Below are 24,405 nucleotides of genomic sequence, written 5' to 3' on the forward strand. Positions count from 1 at the left end.
AATTCTTTTTGAACCTGTTATATTTAGTTTTGCTTGTATTCTTTAACGGCGTCAATAAACGCTTTGGCATTTTCAACGGGAACATTTGGTAAAATACCATGTCCTAAATTAACTACGTAACTGTCCTTACCAAATTCATTGATCATTTGGTGAACCATTTTCTTGATTTCCGATGGCGGAGAAAGTAAACGTGATGGGTCAAAGTTACCTTGAAGGGTGATTTTTCTACCACTTAAATAACGGGCGTTTCTTGCAGAACAGGTCCAGTCTACACCCAAGGCAGATGCGCCAGATTTTGCCATATCGCCTAAAGCGAACCAACATCCTTTTCCAAATACAATAACCGGAGCTTCATCTTTTAAAGCGTCGATGATTTGCTGAATGTATTGCCATGAAAATTCTTGATAATCGGTTGGGGATAACATGCCGCCCCAAGAATCAAATACTTGCACCGCATTTACACCTGCGGCTACTTTTGCTTTTAAATAGGCTATTGTAGTATCGGTGATTTTTTGAAGCAGCTCATGGGCAACAACAGGTTGTGTAAAACACAATTCTTTTGCCTTATCAAACGTTTTGCTGCCTTGACCTTGTACACAGTAGCATAAAATGGTCCATGGGGAACCGGCAAAACCGATCAACGGAACTTCATCGTTTAATTTTTCCTTGGTGGCTTTTATGGCTTCCATAACGTAGCCTAAGGTGTCATGAACATCTGGTACAATTACGCTATCTAAATCTTTCTGATTACGAATAGGATTCGGTAAATACGGACCAAAATTTGGTTTCATTTCCACATGAATGTTCATTGCCTGTGGGATCACCAATATGTCACTGAACAATATGGCGGCATCCATTCCGTATCTACGAATAGGTTGAACCGTAATCTCTGATGCCAATTCTGGAGTCTGACATCTGGTGAAGAAGTCATACTTTTCTTTGATGGCCATAAACTCAGGTAGATATCTACCTGCCTGACGCATCATCCACACTGGTGGTCTTTCTACCGTTTCGCCTTTTAAGGCCTTTAGAAATAAGTCGTTTTTTAAACCCATATTTTTTATTGTTCGACATTGCGAGGAGCCTTTTCGCTCCGAAGCAATCTGTTTGTTTGGTGTTCCTAAGAAACAGATTACTTCGCTATGCTCGCAAAGACGTTAATTTTAAATTTTTTAGTCAACAGCCAACAGTCAACAGCCAAAGACTAATGATTAATCCGGATAATCGTCATTCACCATCTCAATAACACTTTCTGTAGTTGGTATTTTGGCAACTTTAACTATTTTGAAATGTTCTCTAGCAGCTTTTGCGGTGGTTTCACCAATGCAATACGCAACTCTATCTGTAGCATTTTCTTTAAGGTAACTCTCTACGTTAGACGGACTAAAGAACATAATGCCTTTTGTGGTTGCCGGTATGGCTTTACCAGAAAGTTTAGTTCTGTAAGCTTCTATAGCGTTTACTTCAATATTGTTCTCTTCTAAAATACTTGGTAATTCATCTAAACTTAGATTACCATGAAAATAAGTGATTTCTGTGCCATCAATAAACTCAACAATGTGATTGGCCAAATCTTTTGCATTGTTCTCATAATGCGTGATTTTACCGAAAGCGTTTTTTATTAATCGTCTTGTTTTGCGGCCTACACAGTAAATATTTTCGAAATCTAATTCTTCAGCAGTTCTGCTTGCTAATACTGCTTCAACAGCATTTTTACTTGTAAAAACAACATTTTTATGTGTCTTTTTTAATACGATAGGCGAAATACGATTCGGATTAATCTTGATAAAATCATCTGAATCTGCGTTTACGGAAATATTCAATAACAATTGCTGTTGCGGAGTCAGTTTTTTGGTTGAAAATATGTTTACTTCTAAACCGGCATTCGCTAGCTCTGACATTAATCTTTTACCGCCTCTTGCTATGATACTTTTAGCACAATCTATGCCTAAATTTTGATGTTTACCAAGTGGTGCGGTTAATTCAGCTTCCAACTTTTTACTTCCATCAACATTTAATAACACCCCTTTTAGGGTAACAATATTTTCTTTGTTGATATAGCATAATGCGCCGATCGGTGCACTACAACCGCCTTCCAACTCTCTAAGAAATTCTCTTTCTAGACCAACACAAGTGTCTGTTTCTTCATGGTTTAGGTGGGCGCAAGCTTTGCGTATTTCCTCATCCTTTTCCATGGCAACTACCATGATGGCACCTTGTGCAGGTGCGGGTAACATCCAAGTAAGTCCAATGGTATTATCAGGTTCTAAACCAATACGCTCTAAACCGGCAGCGGCAAAAATTGCGCCGTTCCAATCATTGTTATGTAGTTTTTCTAAACGTTTATTTATATTTCCTCTTAGGTCTACCACCTTATGTGTGGGGTATCTATTTAACCACTGTGCCTGTCTACGTAAGCTACCTGTAGCAATTATACCATCACGAGAACCTAAAAATTCTTCATTGTCCTTAAAGGCCAAAATATCCATATAATTACCACGTTTTATAACTGCAGCTTTAACAATGCCTTGTGGTAATGCGGTAGGTACATCCTTCATAGAATGTACGGCAATATCAATATCACCATTAATCATGGCAACATCTAATGTTTTGGTGAACGCTCCGGTAATACCTAGTTCGTATAAGGGTTTGTTTAAAATTAAGTCTCCTGTAGATTTTACCGGTACCAATTTTACTTTATATCCTAATGCTTGAAGTTGACTTTTAACGGTATTTGCCTGCCATAGCGCTAGTTCGCTATCGCGTGTGCCTAATCGTATTGTTTTACTCATTTTTCGTCCAATTCTAATTGAAATACTTTCTGGATAAATTCTAAACTTGAATTGGAATCTACCGTGTCATCTTTTAAATGATTTGCAAATTGCTTGGTTATTTTTTGAATGATGCGATTGGTGACTACATCTGCTTGGTGCGAATTAAAATCGACCGTTTTTTTAGACTGGTAGTCAAGTTCTTCATCTTTAATGGTCTTTAATTTTTTCTTAAGAGCCTTAATTACAGGAGCAAACTTTCTGGTTTCTAGCCATTGGTTGAAATCATTTTTAACTTCTTCGTTAATTGCTTCTGCCTCCGGTATAAATTGCTTTCTACGTTCTAATGTTTCATCTGTCATTTGAGATAAATGATCTAAATGAATTACAGTAACATTGTCCATTTCTGAAATAGCATCATCTACATTCTTAGGAACAGATAGGTCTAAAATCAACAATGGTTTGTTCGTATAGATTAATTCTTTGGTAATGGTAGGTTTTTGTGCACCTGTGGCAACTACTAAAATATCTGAAGTTCTTATTTCAGATTGTAAATCGCCATAATCTTTTACCTCAAGATTAAACTTTCCAGCAATTTGCTCGGCTTTGCCTTTAGTTCTGTTGATTAGGGTAATGTGCGGATTCTTAGTGTGTTTAATTAAGTTTTCGCAGGTATTGCGGCCAATTTTTCCCGTTCCAAATAAAAGAATATTCTTGTTAGTAACATTTTCAACATTACGCATAATGTATTGTACAGATGCGAATGCTACAGAAGTTGCGCCAGATGAAATTTCAGTTTCGTTTTTAATGCGCTTGCTGGCTTGTATAATACTATTGCAAAGTCTTTCTATAAACGGATTGGCGATACCCAATTCCTTTGATCGTTTAAAACTTTGCTTTAGTTGACTTATGATTTCAAAATCACCCAATATTTGGCTGTCCAATCCTGTTCCTACCCGAAACAAGTGATTTATAGCTTCTTTGTTTTTATATACGTAGGCCACTTCTTGAAACGCTTCTACGGTTCCGTTAGAGTGGTCACATAATAATTTAATGAGTTGAAAAGGGTGTTGTGCAAATCCGTGTAACTCCGTGCGGTTGCAAGTAGATGTTGCCAATAACCCATCTATGCCCTGGCTTTTAGCTTCTTCTAAAAGTGATCTTACGGCCACTTCGTCCAAACTAAATTTACCACGAGCTTCAGCATCGGCCTTTTTGTAATTAAGACCAATGGTATAAAAGGAGTTGTGTTTAGAAATGTGATAGTCCTTCATAAAGCGGATACAAAAATATGGGCATCCTTTCAATAAAAACAACGCTAGAGGTACAATTAATGTCGCCTGCCGAATTTTTAGCCAAAATATGATATTTATCAGTTAATTAGCCATAATTTTATGGTGGTTTCAGTGACTAAGTATAACTTTATTTAGATGCTTTCTAAATAAATATAAAATCGATTGAAGAAAATGGATATAAAAAGTAACGCTCAAGGGTCATACGATGAAGTTTTGATCGAAGACGGATTTTACGTACTTAAATTTCAGAACGAAGAGGATACTATGGTGCAATATTCTCGTGATATTAATAAACGATTTATACAATTTCACTTTTGCTTAAAGGGTAGTGGTACCTATAACTTTAATCAAGGAAATTATAGTTTAGATGTTAAGGAAGAGAACTCTTTGTTGCTGTATAACACGCAATTAGACTTGCCGTTGAATTTAAATCTTAATCCAAAATCGTCTTTGGTTTCTGTGGTAATGACCCTGCGTAAATTTCATTCTTTATTTACGGCAGAGGCAGATTACATTCCGTTTTTAGGTTCGGACAATAAGGAGAAAAAGTATTATTCTCAAGAGCCATTTTCCCCCTCAATAGCGGTAATTTTGAGTCAGATCGTGAATTATAACTTGCATCCTTCTATAAAATCATTGTATGTAAAGGGTAAGATTTATGAATTGATAGCCTTGTATTTTAATAAGAGCCCCAATGCCGATATTGAACAGTGCCCATATTTAGCGGATGAAGAAAATGTAAAAAAGATTAAAAAAGCCAAGGAAATTATTTTGGCAAATATGGCAGAGCCACCAACTTTAGCAGAACTTTCAAGTGAAATAGGGTTAAGTTTAAAACGCTTAAAGGAAGGTTTTAAACAGATTTATGGTGATTCTGTGTACAGTTTTTTATTTGATCATAAGATGGATTATGCGAAACGACTTTTAGAAACCGGTCAGTATAATGTCAATGAAATTGGGCTTAAAGTAGGATATAGTACTTCTAGTCATTTCATTGCGGCATTTAAGAAAAAGTACAATACCACCCCAAAGAAATATTTATTGGCTTTATCAGGAAGTTAGGATTTTAGAGGGGTCTTGCCACCATAATACCTATATTGCTCTTTATGCCTTTTAAATATTCTGCTAGCGGTTTTTTGGAAACTTCAACCTGCATTGATCCGGTAGATGCATGTAGTAAGTGAATTCTGCCATCTTTTTCTCGCGTTGCAATACCTGTGTGGGTAACATCTAAACCGTTAATAGAAGTTGCAAGTGCTATGATATCTCCAGATTTAATAAGATGCTCATTCTTGGCAATTTCATCTTGTGCAAGTACACAAATCGCCTGATTGTTTAAATAATTTTCGGACGCTTTAATTTTTGAGAAATTGGAATCATCAGCAAGAAAAGGATACAAATCACGATGCGTGCTCATGAAATCAATGTCTTTCGTGATTTCGGCACCACCAATTTCAGCGGTAATATCTTTAAGAAGCCCTTTTTCTGCATTGTTGGCAATCCACTCAGAAAAGTAGTGTAAGCGCGATGCGTAACCCTCTAAAGCACCATCTTTATAGCGTATAATTTCAAGATTTTTTAAATAAGCATCAAAAGACATTTCTTGCTGACGGAGCAGGAGCGAAAAAGCAAGTACGTTCTCAACAAATGTGGTGCAGTCCAACCCTTGTAGATTTACTACTAAAGTTTCTGTATCGCCAATTTCTAGTGTTTTAGCTACATAAGGAGTCTTCATAAACGTCTTACCAACGCTCACCATAGTTCCCCTGAAATCACCATTATACATTTCATCGATTTCAATTAGTTTGCTCTCAACGGCTGCTTTGTCTTTTGGAGAGCAGGTGATTTGCTGGGCATGAGCCTTTGTGCTGAAGAATACAACTAAAATTAGTAAATAAGATTTATAGTCCATTATTCGTAAACAATTTTTATCTCACTAGATGAGTAACCGTCTTTATTTTCAATATTAAATAATTCAGTTCTTAAGTACTCTAATTTATCTAGATTTATATTGGGATAATTTTCAGTTATTTCTAAAGGTAACTCTACTAAATTAAAAGTTTCATTTTTAGGCACAGAAATCTTCCATTCAGTTAAATATTCTGATTGTGGAGGGTTTGATTCACTTTCCTTGAAATAGCGCCATACGGAAGCAGATGAAGTAAATTCAGTATCAACTTTAAATTGAAAATCTGTCATGGTTTTAGTGATAATATCTAAATTAGGTTTAGGTGGGATGCTAATAGGTTTTATTGAATTACCAATTTCAGTCGTGGAATATGTATATTTATTTCTCAAGTTAATCCAGATATAAAAATAGTATCTCTCGAATTCATTTGAAAAACCTAATTTGGCTGTTGTAGGTTGATTGGAGCTTATATAATGATCGTGCGAGCTAATTAGAAATGATTTGTATTTTGATTCATCATTTGGTTCAAAACCGTATAGGTTGAAGCTCATGAATGAATAATCTGGAAACGTTATCTCTTGATAATTTTCATAGGGAATAAAATCATTATGATTAACTGACATATCTTCACTATTTGGATTTTTAATAAATAAATGTTTCATATTATTAAATCCGTCTATATAAGATATAAGGATACTGTCGGAATCTGTATAAGAATGAAGGTCGTAACTTATGGTTATAGTTTCATCATTATTTGAAACGGTGCCGAGCCAACCATCTTGAATTTTGCCAAACTTGTTTGAAATGTTATACATTTTGGCGTCATTGGGAATAGTAACTTCTAATCTCCATTCGTTTAATTCGATTGGCGTTTGAATTGTATCAAAATTGCCAATGTCCCAGACTGTACCTAATTCTATATTGGAGGATGTATTAATATAGTGTTCTAAACCTCTAGAATAATCTACTTTAATATCGGTAACCGTTAATTTATTATGAAGTGTTGTATTGGAATTAAAGGAAAGTACATCTCCGTTTTCATAACTTTTAAAATCTAAAAGATTACCGTTTGCTTCATGAATAATTATCCAATTATCACTAGTGCTGGTGTTGTAAGATTCAGAAACATTTAAAGTAAAATATGTTTCTTTATTTTGATCGGGAATAATTGGTATGTCTTCATTAATGTCATTGGTAGGATTTTTAGAACAACTGGTGATTAATAAAATTAAGATGCCTAGTTTAATTTGATTTTTACTCGTTTTAAAAAATTGGAAGTAGATTATGCTGAAATTTAAATTGCGGTTTAAAATCTTTAAATTAGTTATGAAATATTGTAATCATTTCGTTAAAATTTAATTGAAACATGGTTTGTGAATATTCTAAATTATTAAGACTTAATTGAGGGTTTTTTTTAATTATTTCTTCAGGTAATTCGCTAATAGTTGGATTGTAATTTGCACTTGAGTCGATATTCCAAGTAGTTGTGTGGTCACTGTTAGGGTTAGATTTCCATAAGGTGGTTTTACTTTGAAAATCTGATAATGATGTTTCAAATTTAAATTCTTGAATAGACGGATCTGCAATAGTTATAGAAGGTTGTATAGGAGTAATGATTTCTGTAGGAAATTCACCTGTACTTTTAAATCTATATGCATATTTTGAATTAGGTTGAATTTCATAAAGTACTTTATAAGTATCGAATCTATTTAAATTTCCCAATCTAAGACTTCCTTGGGAGTTACCGTTTGAAAAAGCTTGACTTAAGCTGTATGCTTCATTAGTATTGATACCATGTAATAATAAACGAAGACTAGTGTGTTCTGGGTAATTAATATCGATATAGTCCGTATATGAATTGAAATCCTCATAATTTATAGAAATTTTTTCTCCGATTTCATAGTTTTCTAATTCATAGTATTTGGCATTTTCATTTCCATCTTGAATCGTTATGACATAATCAGTTTTTGCTTCTAAGATGTTTAAGTCTGCCTCATAAGTCATTAAACCATTACTAGATGATTCAGAAAAAGAAAAGCCTACATTTTCTCCGTTGGAAGCATTAATACTTGTAACGGTTAAATCGTCAGGAACATTTTTTATTGTTACATTGAAATTTCCGATAATAGGAATCGATGCGTTATTCTCTTCAATACAGCTATAATCAAGTGTAGATCCCATTAACACTTCGGTTGATGTATTTAACCTATTCCAGACACTTCCTAGAAATTCATTTATTGTTAGAAATGTGACTGAATATTTTTCATGTGTTTCAGTTTCATCAGACTCAAATGTGATAATTTCATTTTCTTGAAAAGCCTTATAGTCAATTAAATTTCCACTCTCATCATAAACAATTATCCAATTTCCTTGATTTCCATAATTCAATAGGCATCCCGTCTTAATGGTTAAGTAAGTTGCAATTATGGGTTCTGCAATTATTTCTACTTCTTCGTCTTTTGGTTGCTCTATATTTGTATCTGGAATGTCGCCAGACTTTGAGCACCCTAAAGTTAAAATAAGCAAGGACAGACAAATTATACTTGTTTTCTTCATTTTTCTAAATCATCAAAAGGTAAGATAGAAAAACAATGTGTAAATAGTATCACTTTATACGGATATTCGATAAGTGATGAATTGTTATTGCTCATCCGTAGATTTTTCCAACAAAACCCTATTTCTAGCAATACTCTCAGGATAATTTTGTTGTAAAAATGTAATCAGTTTTTCACGTACAAGAACACGTAAATCCCAAGCTGTTGGTGAATCCTTCGCGCTCATTAATGCCCTTATCTCTACACAATTTTGTTTGCTCTCTGTCACTTGAAGTACATTAACTTCTTTATCCCAAAGGTCAGTACTTTCTAATATTTTGGTCAATTCTTCGCGTAAAGCATCAAAAGAGACATTGTAATCGGTATACAAGAAAACAGTGCCCAGAATATCAGATGAAGATTTTGTCCAATTTTGAAAAGGCTTGTCAATAAAGTAAGGCGTGGGTACAATCAACCTTCGTTTGTCCCAAATTTTAACGACCACATAGGTTAAGGTTATTTCTTCAATTCTTCCCCATTCGCCTTCTACGATAACCACATCGTCTATTTTTATAGGTTGCGCAATGGCAATCTGAATGCCCGCTAAAACGGTACCGATCATTTTTTGAGCCGAGAAACCAATAATGATTCCCGCTACACCGGCAGATGCAAAAATACTTACTCCTAGTTCCCTAATACTTTCAAAACTCATGAGTACGGCACCAACAGCCAAAATAATAATTGTGAAAATAAAAATGCGTTCAAGAATATTGAATTGCGTGTATATTTTACGTGCCTTTAGGTTATTTTCTACTTGTACATCATAATTGTTAACAATGGCAGTTTTTATTATTTTCAACAAGTTGAGTAACAACCAGGTGATAGATATAATAAAAAGAATGGTACTTGCCTTTTTAAACCAGTAGTCATGTTCTTCTAGCTGTAGTAAAGTTCGTATCGACCCAGATCGAAGCCAAATGGAGAAAATAATTAAAAAAATAGGTCTGCTAATTTTCTTAAAAGCACCGTTTGGCAATAAATACTTGGGGTCTTTGCCATACTTTTTAACAAAATAGGATATCACCCAATAGGCGACCAAAACACCAAGAGTAGATGCTATAAAGAAGTAGAGCGCACTTCTAGGTACGGTATCAAAAAATGTATTCATGAAAATTATATTATAAGTTTTGATGCATTACAACTTACTAAAATTTAATAGCACTAAAAATTTATTGACCACTTATTAGATTGCTTTATAAGGGTATAGAAAAACTATTGACGAAAATTAAAATATCATCGATTTGCAAGTGTTATTTTTGCAATCGAATAACAAACACATACGCTATGAAAGGAGTATTATTGGTCAATTTGGGTTCACCGGAGAGTCCTACCGCAAAAGATGTTAAGCCGTATTTAGATGAATTTTTAATGGATGAGCGTGTAATTGACGCTCCTAAATGGTTACGAACTATTCTAGTAAGAGGAATTATTTTACAGACCAGACCAAAAAAATCTGCTGAAGCGTATGCTAAAATATGGTGGGAGGAAGGTTCTCCGTTAGTGGTAATATCCGAGCGTTTCTCCAATAAATTGAAAACACAGACTAAAATGCCAGTGGCTTTAGGCATGCGTTATGGTACTATGTCTATTAAAAAAGCAATGCAAGAACTTAAAGATAAGGGAGTTGATGATGTGATCTTAGTTCCGTTATATCCGCATTATGCCATGTCTAGTTATGAGACGGTAGTTGTAAAAGCTTTAGAAGAGCAAAAAGCAGGCTTTCCTGATATGAAAATAACGACTTTACCTGCTTTTTATAAGCATCCGGAGTTTATTAAGGCGCTTTCAGAAAGTATAAAGGACGGTTTGGAAGGTTTTGATTACGATCATATCCTGTTTTCATACCACGGTATTCCTGAACGTCATATTCGTAAAAGTGATCCTACTAGTTATCATTGTAAAATAGATGGTACGTGTTGTAACGTAAATTCTGTAGCACACAATACATGTTATAGGCACCAGGTTTATGATACTACTGAAATGGTAAAAGCATATTTGGGATTAAAAGAAGAGCAGGTAAGTTCTTCGTTTCAATCACGCTTAGCCGGTGATCCATGGTTAAAGCCATATACCGATTATGAATTTGAAAGACTAGCTAAAGAAGGCAAGAAAAAGTTGGCTGTGATCACGCCTGCATTTGTGAGTGATTGTTTGGAAACCTTGGAAGAAATTGCAATGGAGGGTAAAGAGCAGTTCTTGGAAGCCGGTGGTGAAGATTATAAACACATACCCTGTATGAACGATAATGATGCTTGGGTGAATGTCATGGCAAAATGGGTAAACGATTGGCAGGCTACTGATAAATTAGATGTAGCTCCAAGCACATAATTAAAGGCAATTCTTAGTAAACGACTGTTATGAAAATCAAAGAAATAGAAATTAAATTAGAGCCGTTAAGAGCGCAGTTGAGAAATCATGCACTTTATGCAGAATTGAAATCAGTATCTGACATTCAAATATTCATGGAGAGCCATGTGTATGCCGTTTGGGATTTTATGTCGCTTTTAAAAGCGCTACAGATTAACTTAACATGCACTTCATTACCATGGAAGCCGGTAAAGAATACAAATACCGCTCGGTTTATTAACGAAATTGTTTTGGAAGAAGAAACAGATGTTAATGAATTGGGCGTATTAAAGAGTCATTATGAAATGTATTTGGATGCTATGGTGGAAGTTGGTGCAGATACTAATAAAATAACGGAGTTCTTACATGAAATTGGGGCTTTGGATAGCGTGTTACAAACTATTGAGAATTCTGATTTGAACGAAGCAGTGAAGTCCTTTCTAACATTCACTTTTGAAACGATACAAACACAAGAGCCTCATAAAATTGCGGCTGCATTTACCTTTGGTAGGGAAGATTTAATACCGGATATGTTCTTGAAAATAGTGGATAGTGCAGGTAAAGATGCATACCCTAAACTAGAATACTATTTAAGAAGGCATATAGAGTTAGATGGAGATGAACACGGTCCGCTTTCCTTAAAAATGATTCAAGAATTATGCGGAGATGATGCTATTAAATGGCGTGAAGTTTTAGAGTGTTCAGAAAAAGCTTTGCAACAACGCATTAACTTATGGGACCATATTGCAAGCGCAATTCAGCAAAAGCAAGAAATTAGCGCTTAATATACTATGATTTTATAGACGATAAAGGACAAATTAAAACTTACACTAATGGCTAATGTTTCCGCAGAACAATTGGGTACGGAAACTATTTCAAGTTTGCTTATCAAACAAGCATTACCTGCTAGTATAGGCATTTTGGTAATGTCTTTGAATGTTTTGGTAGATTCCATTTTTGTGGGTAATTGGATTGGTTCTATTGCCATTGCAGCCATTAATGTTGTATTGCCGATCTCTTTTTTTATCGGTGCTTTAGGTATGGCTATTGGTATTGGTGGTGCTAGTATTATTTCTCGTGCGTTAGGGGCTAACCATAAAGAAAAGGCACTTAGAACGTTTGGAAATCAAATCTCATTTACCATTCTGATCACTGTGGTTATGGTCATGGTAGGGTTGACTTTTGTAGATACTCTTATACCTGCATTTGGTGGAAAAGGGTCTATTTTTGAACTTGCTAAAATCTATTACACGATTGTCTTGTACGGCGTGCCGTTTTTGGCGCTGAATATGATGGGTAATAATGTTATTCGATCAGAAGGCAAACCTAAGTTTGCCATGATTGCGATGATTATACCTTCCGTGGGTAATCTAATCCTGGATTATCTACTCATTAATGTCCTGGATTACGGCATGGAAGGTGCGGCTTGGGCTACTACCATCAGTTACTTTATGTGCTTTCTGTACATTGTTTATTTTTTCCTGTCGGATCATTCTGAATTAAAAATTAGTTCGAAGTATTTACGTATCAAATTTTCTATAGTCAAAGAAATTAGCTCGTTAGGGGTAGTGACGCTATCACGTCAGGCGGTGGTAAGTGTCATTTATCTGTTGATGAATAACATTCTTTTTGATTTGGGAGGCGAAGCTATGGTGGCCGTATATGCCATTATTGGTAGAATGTTGATGTTTGCCCTTTTTCCGGTATTTGGTGTAACACAGGGCTTCTTGCCAATTGCTGGCTTTAACTACGGTGCTCAAAAATATGATAGGGTGAAGGAGTCTATTTATACGGCAATAAAATATGCCGCAATTTTGGCGACGATCGTTTTTGCGGGACTCATGATTTTTCCGGGAGAAATAGCGGGACTCTTTTTGGGCCATAAACCAGGTATGAGCGAATTGGAATTGGCAACCAATGCCTTTGTTTTAGAAAATACACCATCTGCCATGCGGTGGGTATTTGCCGCTACGCCCATAATTGCGTTACAACTTATTGGTGCCGCTTATTTTCAGGCAATAGGAAAAGCCGTGCCCGCATTATTATTGACCCTATGCCGACAAGGTTTTTTCTTTATTCCCTTAATATTGATACTGCCAAATTTTCTAGGTGAACTTGGTGTTTGGATTTCTTTTCCGATAGCAGATTTTCTAGCAACCATTGTTACCGGGTATTATTTGCGAAAAGAAATCAGGCTAAATTTATCTTAAGACCTATTTGATCTTTTTATTCTAATTATCATGATCTCTAATAATTAGGTGCTATCGTTATTCTCTATAAATGAGCTCTGAAAGTGTTAACAAAGACAGTAATAGATGTTAATACTATAGGTGTTTATACTGTCAATGATAGAATAAAGATGTAGAATAGTATACTGGTTATCAATCAATTGATAAAATTTTTCTGGGAATGCTAATAAAATCTTAAATTCAACATTTACAGGACAAAATGTTTAATTTTAAAGGAGACTAACATCAAACTATAAAAATGAAAAAGCACCTTACCAATGCTGGCATACTTATGCTGGCATGTTTTCTATTGCCATTATCGTTATTTTCTCAAAGAAAAGGAAAATCTCAAACCCCAGATCCAAGGTATCCAGAGGAATTGTATTCTAGTTTAGAGTATCGATCTATAGGGCCATATCGTGGTGGTCGTTCCGCTGCAGTTACAGGAGTACCTGGCGAGCCTAATTTATTTTATTTTGGCGCAGCAGGTGGCGGAGTATGGAAAACTTTGGATGGCGGACGAACTTGGGATAATATTTCTGATGGATATTTTGGCGGAAGTATAGGTGCCGTAGAGGTTGCAAAAAGCGACCCTAACGTTATCTATGTTGGCGGTGGCGAAAAAACGTTAAGAGGTAACGTTTCTTCAGGATACGGTGTTTGGAAAACAGAAGATGGTGGTAAAACTTGGGTAACTGCAGGATTGGAAAAAAGCAGGCATGTACCAAGACTTCGCGTGCATCCTACAGATTATAATACGGTTTATGCAGCGGTTTTAGGTGATATTTATAAGCCGACAAAGAACCGTGGAATTTATAAAAGTACAGATGGCGGTAATAACTGGAAGCAAGTTCTTTTTGTAAATGAACAAGCCGGTGCGGTCGATTTGACTTTTGATCCTAACAACCCAAGAATTTTATATGCCTCTACTTGGCATGCACAACGTACGCCTTACAGTTTAATTAGTGGTGGCGATGGTTCTGCGCTTTGGAAGAGTATGGATAGTGGAGAAACGTGGACCGAGATTTCTAAAAATGAAGGTTTCCCTACAGATACATTAGGTATTATTGGTGTAGCCGTTTCGCCTAAAAATTCTGAAAAGGTTTGGGCAATTGTAGAAAATAAAGACAAAGGTGGTTTGTATCGCTCAGAAGATGGTGGTAAAACTTGGTCTGTGGTGAATAGCGAGCGTAAAATTCGTCAACGTGCTTGGTATTATACAAGGGTGTATGCAGATACCGAGGATGAAGATGTAGTGTATGTACTAAATGTAAACTACCATAAGTCTACCGATGGCGGAAAATCTTTTAACACGTTTAATGCTCCTCATGGTGATCATCATGATTTATGGATTTCTCCAGAAGATTCTCAACGTATGATCATTGGTGATGATGGTGGCGCACAGATATCGTATGATGGTGGTGAAACTTGGAGTACCTACTACAACCAGCCTACAGCTCAATTTTATCGTGTAACCACGGATAACTCTTTCCCGTACAGAATTTATGTAGCCCAACAAGATAATTCAACTTTACGGATAGATCATAGAAGTGATGGGCGTACCATTGATGAGCGTAATTGGGAGGAAACTGCTGGCGGTGAATCGGCTTGGATTGCTGTTGATCCCAATGATAATGATATCGTTTATGGTGGTAGTTATGACGGATTTCTAACGCGTGTAAATCACAAAAAGAAAACGGTAAGGGGTATAAATGTTTGGCCGGACAATCCTATGGGGGCTGGTGCAGAGGCAATGAAGTATCGCTTTCAATGGAATTTCCCAATTCTGTTCAGTAGACATAATCCTAAGAAATTATATACATTTTCCAATTATGTTCACGTAACGGAAAATGAAGGTCAGAGCTGGGAAGTTTTAAGTGGCGATCTAACTAGAAACGATCCAACTAAATTGGGCTCTAGTGGTGGGCCAATAACTCAAGATAATACCAGTGTAGAGTATTACTGTACCATTTTTGCGGCTAATGAAAGTCCGTTGAAAGAAGGCCTTCTTTGGGTAGGTAGTGATGATGGGCTAATTCATATTTCTAAAGATTCTGGAGCAACTTGGGATAATGTTACGCCATCAAATATGCCAGAGTGGAATATGATCAATAGCATTGAGCCATCAAACTTTGATGAGGGCACGTGTTATGTTGCCGCTACAAGATATAAGCTGGGCGATTTTCAACCATACCTATATAAAACAACGGATTACGGTAAAACGTGGACAAAAATAACAAACGGTATTCCTGCTGAACATTTCACAAGAGTAGTGCGTGAAGACCCTAAAAAGAAGGGCTTACTATACGCAGGTACAGAAACGGGTATGTATGTTTCATTTAACGATGGTGCTAGTTGGTCACCTTTTCAAATGAACTTACCCATTGTTCCCATTACTGATTTAACCATAAAAGACGATAATTTAATAGTTGCTACCCAAGGTCGTAGCCTTTGGATTATTGATGACCTAACCGTATTGCATCAGTTAGATGATAGCAAAAAGAATGCGAATACTATTTTGTTCAAACCAAAAGACTCATACCGTACAAAAGGTAGAGCTGCCAAAAAACCTTCTAAAACATCGGGTCAGAATTTAGAGAACGGTGTGATCACACATTTTCTAATGAAAAACTATTCAGAGAAAGACACGGTTCAATTGACGTATACGAGTATGGCCGGTGATACATTGGCGTTGTATAAAAATCATTTGAAGAAAGACGGGTCGCTGAGCGGAGTCGAAGCGAAGAAGTTAGCGGTTAAAAAAGGCGGAAATACTTTCGTGTGGGATACACGCGGTAAGGGAGCAACCAAATTAGAAGGAATGATTTTCTGGTGGGCTAATTTTGATGGTGCAAAAGCTGTACCTGGCAATTATAAAGTGCATTTAAATGTGAACGGAACAAATAGTAGCCAAACGTTCACCATTTTACCAGACCCAAGAGCAGAAAGCTCGGTGGCTGAAATGCAGCAACAATTCAATTTTATTACCGATATCAATACTACCATAGAAAATGCGCATCAATCAATAAAGAAAATTAGAAATGTTACCCAGCAACTGAATTCATTTACGGAGCAATATGAAGATGATGATCGTACTAAAAATCTGGTAGGGAAAGCCAAAGCGATGAAAGAAAAGCTAGGTGAAGTAGAAAAGGCATTATACCAGACTCAAAACAGAAGTGGTCAAGATCCTTTGAATTTTCCTATTAAATTGACGAATAAATTGGGTCATTTAAATAGCTTGGTTTCTATTGGTGATTTCCCGCCAACAGAGCAAGATATTGCGGTAAAGAACGAATTGACAGCTAAAATTAATAAGGAGCTTCAAATATTTGATAGCGTAATATCATCTGAACTTAAAGAATTCAACAAAAGTTTTAACGAGTTGAATTTGAATTACTTGTTCGTTGATGAGAATAAATAAAGTACAATACTGTGATTTTCGGGTGAATTTTTGAGGTATGAAAAACTGTATGGAGAAACGTTTGTGTTCCAAAGGATTCTCGATACAGTTTTTTACGTTTTTCTTCAAGTAAAATCACTGGAACAGACAATTTAGAATACCCAAATAAACATGCCACTGGTAATGAAACAATAACTACTTTTTTTTATGTTGGTATTCATTACTACCATAACTTTTGTCTAATCTGCAAATGATTATTTTAAACTCTTAAAGTTTAGAAGTATTGGTTCGTTTAGAGGTGGCCGTTCCGTAACTGCTATGGGGGTTATTGGTGATTCTATGACTTACTATATGGGTACAACAGGTGGTGGAGTTTGGAAAACAACATCTGCAGGGCGGCGTTGGTAGAATATTTCTGATGTTTTTTTGAATAGGGCTCTCTTGGTGCCATAAGATTATAAGAAAAGTTCTATCCGCTTTTGCTAACTTTGAACTTAGTTCAAAGGTATATTGAGAAGTTTGATTTGAGTTTTGAACTTGAACTTGTGTCTTGCTCTTGAACTTGAATTTATTTTTTTATCCTATGACAGAATATTACAATTATATAAAATCCCTACATCTCATTTTTGTGATAACATGGTTTGCAGGGCTTTTTTATATCCCTAGATTATTCATTTATCATATTGAAGCCAGTCAAAAACCATCTCCTGATAAAGAAATTCTCTCAGAACAATTGAAATTGATGACCAAAAGACTTTGGTTTATCATTACATGGCCATCTGCTGTATTAGCCCTATTTTTTGCGGTATGGCTGCTTGTTATTTATCCTGGTTGGTTAACACAACCATGGATGCACATAAAATTAGGTTTTGTATTGTTACTGATTTTATATCACCTTAAAAACCATCAAATATTTAAGAAATTTCAACGTAATGAAATTAATTACACCTCTAATTACATGCGTATGTGGAACGAGGGGGCTACCTTAATTTTATTCGCAGTTGTGTTTTTGGTGATCTTGAAGAGTTCTTTTAATTGGATTTTTGGCGTTGCTGGGATTATTGTTTTAGGAATATTACTAATGTTGGGCATAAAACTATATAAGAGAATTCGAAATAAGAATCCTGAAGCTTAATTAGGGTGTATCCCTAAACCTTGTAATGTATTGGTATAGTTATTTTTAAGACCAGTGATATGAGAACAATTTAATGCCTGTTATTTTAAACTTTAATCAAAAACAATATCGTCAATTGTTATTTTTTTATCGTCCTTAAAATCATAAAGTGTTAATCTTCTAAGGGTATAGTAGTCAACCCAAAATTTCTCTAATGAATTTAGGTAACTTACCACAGCTTTATCTTTTTCAGACTGGGCAATGTTCAAGTCGGTTATAGTAATCTTGCCAAGTACATATCTCTTCTTGGTAATGTCATATCGCTTAAGAGCAATTTCTTGTGCTTTTTCTGAGGTTGACAAAAAGTCTCTTTGACTAGACCAGTTTAGTGTATGCAAAAATATTTCTTGTTGAAAAGCTTGCTTTTCTTGTTCAATATCATTTTCTACCAGGCCTAAATCTGCTTCTGCCATTTTTCGTCTAGATTTGGTAACGCCCCAATCAAAAATAGGAAGTCCTACTGTCAATGAAATATTCTGCTGTTGGTCATAATCTTGAAAAAGAGTGGCGTAATCGTCAGAACGTCTATTTAGACCAAAATTTGCACGTAAATTTATTTCTAAACGATTGCTGCCTTTTACTTCGGCCAACCGCTTTTCAGCTTCCAGCCTTCTTCGTCTAAATTCGATAACCGATTTTCTGTTTGTCTTGGCTTCTTCCATAGCCTTATCTAAGGTAATAGCAAAATTTTCTAATTTTTCTGGCACTTCAAGTTCAATGGACTCAGTCTCCAATTCTAAATATCTAGCTAAATCTTGGGAGGTTTTTTTTAGTAGAATGGTGTTTGTGGTAACGTTGTTCTGAGATATTAAATAACTAAGCTCTATTTGTAGTAGCTCATTCTCGGCAATCTTACCTATTTTAAAGCGTTCTTTGGTAATTTGAAGCAGGGTATCTTGATTAGATAAATTTTTCTTTGAGATATCTAAAGTTACCTGAGCTTTTAACAGACCAAAGTATAACCTGCAAGTGGTCAAAGATATATCTTCCATATTTTCAATAATAGTACGCTTAGATTCTTCATATCTTAGTGGCTCTATTTCTCGTTGCCATTTATACGGATTGTAAAACAGTGAACTCTGAAAATAATTGATAGAGAAAGGGATCAAAGAATAATTGGTTGCTTTTTCCGTACCAAAACGATCAACACGATCTATTTTGCTATTGATTGAAAAATTTCCACCTGTGAAAGGTACCTTTTGCTCTAACCGTAATTGTGCATCAATAACCGATTGATTTTGGTTTACAAAAATGTCTTGACCCTCATCATTGATAATTCTACGTATAGAATTTGAATATTCTGGTATTGTAGCTTGTAAGCTTAGCTGAGGTAAAAAATCGGCCTGATAATTTCGAAACCTCCAATAACCAGATCTATATGTATTTACGGCTTTAACATATTCTGGTGATTTTTTCTGGGCAATTTTAATGGCTTCAGTCAGTTTAATTTTTTGTGCCTGACTGTAGCTGTAAAAATGAAAAATCAGGAAAAGGAAAAATAACACTCTTCTCATTTGGTTTGTTTTGATCAATTCTAAAGTTAAAGCGAATTATATATACTGTTATTCATGCCTAATGGCATCAATAGGATTTTTATTAGCGGCAGATTTTGCAGGGAAGACTCCAAAAATGAGCCCAATAAAGGTTGCTACCAAAAATGACAATAAGATGGAGCCTATAGATACTATGGTTTCTATACCAGTAGCAAGTTCTAATATATATGAAGCAATTATTCCTAAAATGCACCCTAAGATACCACCGCCCAAGCTAATTAAAATAGACTCTGATAAAAACTGTAAGATGATATCTTGTTTGGTAGCGCCAATTGCTTTCATTATTCCAATTTCTTTAGTACGCTCTAAAATGGATGCCAACATTATATTCATAATGCCTATACCTCCGATCAACAAAGAAATTCCGGCAATTATACTTAAAACGATATTGAAAATCTGTTTTGTTTTTTGTTGCTGTTTTAATAAATGAATGGGGATAGAGATTTCAAAATCAAGCATATCATTATGCTTTCTTTTAAGCATTTTACTGATTACTTCAGCGGTAGATTTTAGCTCGTTTGAATTATTTACCTGTATAGTCAGCTTATCTATTTGATGATAGTTGCCACGCGGCTTTCTTTTTTTTGGTCCGTTATTATTGCCGCCCATAATCACCATACCACCACCAATGTCCATGGTTTTGTCACTTATTATTTTTCGATCTTTATAGCGAACCAGAAATGTTTTTACAGGAATATAAATGTCTTGGTTTAAGTCTCTGATTCCTAGGTTTTCTTGAGCTGTTTCTGAGATTAATTTTTCTTCAATAATACCGATAACCTTTAACCAAACATCTTTTACTTTGATGTATTTACCAATGGCACTTTCTCTGGTAAATAGCTTTTTTTCTACCTTTTTTCCAATAATACATACAGGCAAGGCGTTTACGGTTTGTCTTTTGGTGAAATTCTCTCCTTGGGCTATTTGAATATTTGAAGTTTCAAAAAATGAGTTAGTTATCCCTATTAATTTCACAGAACTTTGTTTGCCTTTTTTAATGACATAAGTTTCAAGAATAATTTCAGGGCTTAGCTTTTTTACCGTTGGAATGTTTTTTTCTATGCTAGATACATCTAGTAAATCCAGTCCTTTAGAAAATCTAATTGTTCTTGACGCACCGCTATCATCTTCTGATTCAGAATTATTTTCGTCTGCTTCATCGGGTATGGGCGTCACAACTATATTGTTCACGCCTACCAGATCTAATTGTGCTAAAATTTCCTGTTCGGCACCCTTGCCTATAGCTAACATGGTAATTACCGCAGCTACTCCAAATATGATTCCTAATGCGGTAAGTAATGTACGTACCTTATTGGACATTATTACACGAATGGCTTCAGAAAGGTTAGACTTAATCGTTTCTAAAATGATTTTATTAGTCATAGAAGATTATCTTATCTGAGCAATATTTTTATCTTCTAGCCCCTCAGGTTTACTAAGGTAGACAACATCTTTTTCCGATAATCCTCTTTTAACGATAATTACATCATCATTTGATTCTCCAAGTTCTACTTGCTTTTTGTCTATAGAAAAACCAGAAGCACTGTAGACGTAATTTATGGAGTCTTTAGTGAATACAGCTTCTAAAGGAATCATTAATACATTTTCTTCTTTTTGAATTAAGATTCTATTAGAGGTTGTCATGCCCGGTCTAATATTAGGATTGGTTTCGTTTAGTTTTATCAATACCTGAAAAAGGTTAATATCAGAACCCTTTTTGTTTTCCCCAACATTGGCAACACTAGTAACAACCCCTTCAATAGTTATTTCAGGAAAGGCATCAAAACCAACCAAAACCGTTTGTCCTTTGCTTATTTTCCTAATGTCAACTTCATTAGAGTATGTTTTAGATTCCATTTTTGTTAAATCGGGAAGCGTGGCAATCGTTAAATTCCATGCATTGATATCTGAGCCTACTTTCTTCTTGCTACCATCCCAGTTTTTAGCATAGGTTACCATGCCATTGGCATCTGAATGAATTGTAAATGATTTTTGAAGCGCAATAAGATCATCTAATTTTGCTCGTATTTTAGAAACTTCGGTGCCAACCTCAACCATTTTAGCAACAGCCTTTCTTTTCTTTATAGAATAATCTTCCTTTCTTTCTCTTAAATCTCGTGTAGCCCTTTCTATTTTTATTTCTAATTGCCTTATGGTTGTCGGTGATTCATAAATTGACTTCTTTAGCTCAAGCTGATCTTCTTGCATATTAAACTGAATATCCTTCAAAGCCGTTCTTTCTTGTTTTAAGGTCAGCGTAGTATCTAGTTGTTCTTGTAGATATTTTGATTCGGCATTTTCTAAACTTAATTGAGCATCTATGATTTGTTCATTAACCGGAGAAGGATCCAGCCTACCTACATAATCTCCTTTTTTGATTACGGTACCTTCAGGAATCAAATCTTGTATTTTAATATTGTTTAACCTAAATTTTCTAAGGTTTGCCGGACCATCAATATTTTTAAGGTTTGTAGATTGTGCTTCACCGGAAATTAGCACCTCATTTAAGAATTCTCCTTTTATAACCTTGGTAGTTACTGAGACTTCTTCTTTTGAATCAGCACTAAAAAAAAAATAACCTAAGAGAAGTAGTACAATAGGGATCCCGACAAGATAAAGTCGTTTTTTATGCATGGTAGATTGGTTTTAAAACTTCTAAAATTAACTAATTTGTTTTTTCAAAAATTTCACTAAATGTTATTTTTTTCATAATAAATTACGTGAATAGTTAATAAAATACCATAAAATAGTGTTATTCCTCAATAATTTTTGAATATGTTAATAATAGAGGTTCCCAGTTATAAGTTTTAGATTAATTTTTTTTGGTGCGATATTTGCTAACTTTGAAGGAAACACATCGCTTTTGTTAACAAGGTTTTCACTTAGAACACGCATATTTGTATCAATGATTTTATTGGTGTTAATAGCATCTGTTTTAATATTTGGTATTACTGTTTATCAGTTTAAGGAAATTAATATAGACTACCATGAAAACAGAATGGAGCGCAAAGAGGAGCAAATTCGCCAAAGTATAGATCTTGCCATTCAGAAAACCACGTATCCCGTTACGACCGAAAATCTCGATTTAATTTTCAAAAATGAAATTTATGAGATTGCGGTAGTGCAGAATATGAACTTTAACATCTATAGTTTAGATGGTGAGCTTATAAAGAGCTCTCGTCCAAAATTTGCCAATGACTCTATATCTATGTGCTTAGATGCAGAGGTGCTCAATAAATTAGAAGTAAGTCCGGTAAAACGTTATGTAAGGGAAAATGCTTTGGCAGGAGATAAGTACCAAGCTTCCTTTACCTATATAGCCGATCAAAAGTTTAAACCAATTGGTATTTTAAATCTGCCTTACTTTGAAGATAATTCATTTAATGACCACGAATTAAGAGAATTTCTATTGCGCTTGTCAGGGGTGTATTTATTGATGTTACTAATGGCGATATCATTTGCCTTTTTTATTTCTAAGTATATTACCCGCTCTTTAGAAACCATATCTACCATGATGGGGCGCACCAATCTAAACAAGCAGAACAAGAAAATTTTCATCGACAATCCTGGTGAAGAGATAGAAAAATTAATTGCCGCTTATAATGGTATGATTGATGAATTAGGACAAAGTGCCGTAAAATTAGCTCGTAGTGAGCGTGAACAGGCCTGGCGAGAAATGGCGAAGCAAGTGGCGCATGAGATTAAAAATCCGCTAACGCCAATGAGATTAACAGTGCAGAGTTTTGAACGTAAGTTTGATCCAAAAGATCCACAAATTAATGAGAAACTTAAAGAATACTCTAATACCTTAATTCAGCAAATAGATACCATGAGCAGCATTGCATCTGCTTTCTCAAATTTTGCGGAAATGCCTGCACAGCAGAATGAGACACTGAATGTGGTTAAAATTGTAAAACTGGCTTTAGATATTTTCAATGAAGATTATATTCATTTCATTGCAGAAGAAGAGGAAATTATTGCAAAATTAGATCGTACACAATTAATACGTGTGGTAACCAATTTGGTTAAAAATGCCATACAAGCCGTGCCAGATGTTGTATCGCCTAGAGTTTTGGTCAGTGTGGCATCAGAAGGGGATATGGTTAAAATATCTGTGGCAGATAACGGTCACGGTATTGGAAAGGATAACGAAGAAAAAATATTTGAACCTAAATTTACTACCAAAACAAGTGGTATGGGCTTAGGTTTGGGTATGGTAAAAAATATAGTGGAAACGTATAAGGGATCTATCAACTTTACGTCTCATTTAGGTAAGGGAACGGTATTTTGTGTTAAGTTTCCTAAAGAAAATGTATAACGCAACAAATCAATAACAATGTCATACGAAACTTTATTAATTGAAAAAGAGGATGCTACAGCAATTGTAACGATCAATCGTCCTAATAAATTAAATGCTTTAAACAAGCAAACCATAGGCGAATTACATGAGGCTTTCAAGGATTTGAATAAAGATAAAAGTGTAAAGGCTATTATCTTGACCGGCAGTGGAGAAAAGGCATTTGTTGCCGGTGCCGATATTTCAGAATTCTCTGATTTCAGTGAAAAAGAAGGAAAAAAATTAGCGGCTAAAGGTCAAAAACAGTTGTTCAATTTTGTGGAAGAATTATCTAAACCTGTAATTGCAGCAGTCAATGGTTTTGCCTTAGGCGGCGGTTTAGAATTGGCCATGGCCTGTCATTTTAGAGTGGCCAGTGATAATGCTAAAATGGGATTGCCCGAAGTATCTTTAGGTGTTATACCTGGTTACGGTGGTACACAACGTTTACCGCAGTTGGTGGGTAAGGGCAGGGCTATGGAAATGATCATGACCGCAGGTATGATTTCTGCTGCACAAGCACAAGATTTTGGTTTGGTAAATCATGTAACTACACAAGAAGAACTCATGCCATTGTGCCATAAAATTATCTCTAAAATAACCAATAACTCAACTGTTGCCATTTCTCATGCAATAAAAGCAGTAAATGCTGGTTTTAAAAATACTGTAAATGGTTATGAACAGGAAATTGAGGCTTTCGGCGCCTGTTTTGCAACAGACGATTTTACCGAAGGGACCACCGCATTTTTAGAAAAAAGAAAAGCAGCGTTTCCGGGTTCATGACATAAACCAAACT

Annotated in this window: 18 protein-coding genes; 8 read left to right on the forward strand and 10 right to left on the reverse strand. The window is 35.3% G+C overall.

Annotation, left to right across the window (positions count from 1 at the left end):
- Positions 1-23 precede the first annotated feature (23 nt).
- The 3 genes from hemE to hemA form a co-directional block, all read right to left on the reverse strand.
- Positions 24-1,055, reverse strand: coding sequence for a uroporphyrinogen decarboxylase (gene hemE / locus BW936_RS02940; RefSeq protein ID WP_076546819.1), 1,032 nt, complete (start codon positions 1,053-1,055; stop codon positions 24-26).
- 156 nt (positions 1,056-1,211) lie between these two features.
- A complete protein-coding gene (hemC, locus tag BW936_RS02945) occupies positions 1,212-2,792 on the reverse strand; it encodes a hydroxymethylbilane synthase (protein ID WP_076546820.1) in 1,581 nt (526 codons plus the stop codon).
- Entirely contained in the window at positions 2,789-4,045 is a 1,257-nt protein-coding gene (gene hemA / locus BW936_RS02950; protein WP_076546821.1) for a glutamyl-tRNA reductase, read from the reverse strand. Before hemA ends, hemC begins: the two co-directional genes overlap by 4 nt.
- A gap of 192 nt (positions 4,046-4,237) precedes the next feature.
- Here hemA and BW936_RS02955 point away from each other — a divergent pair, with 192 nt between their 5' ends.
- The gene (locus tag BW936_RS02955; RefSeq protein WP_076546822.1) at positions 4,238-5,128 is read left to right on the forward strand and encodes an AraC family transcriptional regulator; all 891 of its coding nucleotides are present in this window, start codon (positions 4,238-4,240) and stop codon (positions 5,126-5,128) included.
- Positions 5,129-5,132: 4 nt separating this feature from the next.
- On the opposite strand, the gene BW936_RS02960 is transcribed toward BW936_RS02955, so the two are convergent.
- The 4 genes from BW936_RS02960 to BW936_RS02975 all read right to left on the reverse strand — a co-directional run bounded on the left by BW936_RS02960 (position 5,133) and on the right by BW936_RS02975 (position 9,677).
- On the reverse strand, positions 5,133-5,978 hold the full coding sequence (locus BW936_RS02960) for an N-acetylmuramoyl-L-alanine amidase-like domain-containing protein (protein ID WP_076546823.1): 846 nt from the start codon (positions 5,976-5,978) through the stop codon (positions 5,133-5,135).
- Entirely contained in the window at positions 5,978-6,790 is an 813-nt protein-coding gene (locus BW936_RS02965) for a hypothetical protein (RefSeq protein ID WP_076546824.1), read from the reverse strand. The genes BW936_RS02960 and BW936_RS02965 overlap by 1 nt, the downstream gene beginning before the upstream one ends.
- Positions 6,791-7,295: 505 nt before the next feature.
- Positions 7,296-8,531 carry a hypothetical protein gene (locus tag BW936_RS02970; RefSeq protein ID WP_076546825.1) on the reverse strand — a complete coding sequence of 412 codons (1,236 nt, stop codon included), beginning with the start codon at positions 8,529-8,531 and terminating at the stop codon, positions 7,296-7,298.
- 84 nt (positions 8,532-8,615) lie between these two features.
- A complete protein-coding gene (locus BW936_RS02975; RefSeq protein ID WP_076546826.1) occupies positions 8,616-9,677 on the reverse strand; it encodes a mechanosensitive ion channel family protein in 1,062 nt (353 codons plus the stop codon).
- Positions 9,678-9,853: 176 nt separating this feature from the next.
- Here BW936_RS02975 and hemH point away from each other — a divergent pair, with 176 nt between their 5' ends.
- The 5 genes from hemH to BW936_RS03000 all read left to right on the forward strand — a co-directional run bounded on the left by hemH (position 9,854) and on the right by BW936_RS03000 (position 17,681).
- A complete protein-coding gene (gene hemH / locus BW936_RS02980) occupies positions 9,854-10,897 on the forward strand; it encodes a ferrochelatase (protein ID WP_076546827.1) in 1,044 nt (347 codons plus the stop codon).
- A 29-nt stretch (positions 10,898-10,926) separates the two neighbouring features.
- Positions 10,927-11,700, forward strand: coding sequence for a DUF3050 domain-containing protein (locus tag BW936_RS02985; RefSeq protein WP_076546828.1), 774 nt, complete (start codon positions 10,927-10,929; stop codon positions 11,698-11,700).
- A gap of 48 nt (positions 11,701-11,748) precedes the next feature.
- A complete protein-coding gene (locus BW936_RS02990; RefSeq protein WP_076546829.1) occupies positions 11,749-13,125 on the forward strand; it encodes an MATE family efflux transporter in 1,377 nt (458 codons plus the stop codon).
- 277 nt (positions 13,126-13,402) lie between these two features.
- A complete protein-coding gene (locus BW936_RS02995; protein WP_076546830.1) occupies positions 13,403-16,567 on the forward strand; it encodes a VPS10 domain-containing protein in 3,165 nt (1,054 codons plus the stop codon).
- A gap of 562 nt (positions 16,568-17,129) precedes the next feature.
- Positions 17,130-17,681: a CopD family protein gene (locus BW936_RS03000; protein ID WP_076546831.1), complete on the forward strand. Its 552-nt coding sequence runs from the start codon at positions 17,130-17,132 to the stop codon at positions 17,679-17,681.
- A 92-nt stretch (positions 17,682-17,773) separates the two neighbouring features.
- Here BW936_RS03000 and BW936_RS03005 read toward each other — a convergent pair whose 3' ends face one another.
- The 3 genes from BW936_RS03005 to BW936_RS03015 are packed head-to-tail and all read right to left on the reverse strand — an operon-like array spanning position 17,774 to position 21,907.
- On the reverse strand, positions 17,774-19,234 hold the full coding sequence (locus BW936_RS03005; protein ID WP_076546832.1) for a TolC family protein: 1,461 nt from the start codon (positions 19,232-19,234) through the stop codon (positions 17,774-17,776).
- 48 nt (positions 19,235-19,282) lie between these two features.
- Positions 19,283-20,656, reverse strand: a complete 1,374-nt coding sequence (locus BW936_RS03010) for an ABC transporter permease (RefSeq protein ID WP_076546833.1) — start codon at positions 20,654-20,656, stop codon at positions 19,283-19,285.
- Positions 20,657-20,662: 6 nt separating this feature from the next.
- Positions 20,663-21,907: an efflux RND transporter periplasmic adaptor subunit gene (locus BW936_RS03015; protein ID WP_076546834.1), complete on the reverse strand. Its 1,245-nt coding sequence runs from the start codon at positions 21,905-21,907 to the stop codon at positions 20,663-20,665.
- Positions 21,908-22,178: 271 nt separating this feature from the next.
- On the opposite strand from BW936_RS03015, the gene BW936_RS03020 reads away from it, so the two are divergent.
- Positions 22,179-23,591, forward strand: a complete 1,413-nt coding sequence (locus tag BW936_RS03020; protein WP_076546835.1) for a sensor histidine kinase — start codon at positions 22,179-22,181, stop codon at positions 23,589-23,591.
- Between the two features lie 18 nt (positions 23,592-23,609).
- A complete protein-coding gene (locus BW936_RS03025) occupies positions 23,610-24,392 on the forward strand; it encodes an enoyl-CoA hydratase/isomerase family protein (RefSeq protein ID WP_076546836.1) in 783 nt (260 codons plus the stop codon).
- The last annotated feature ends 13 nt before the right edge of the window (positions 24,393-24,405 follow it).

Source organism: Maribacter ulvicola (assembly GCF_900155985.1).
Classification (GTDB): Bacteria; Bacteroidota; Bacteroidia; order Flavobacteriales; family Flavobacteriaceae; genus Maribacter; species Maribacter ulvicola.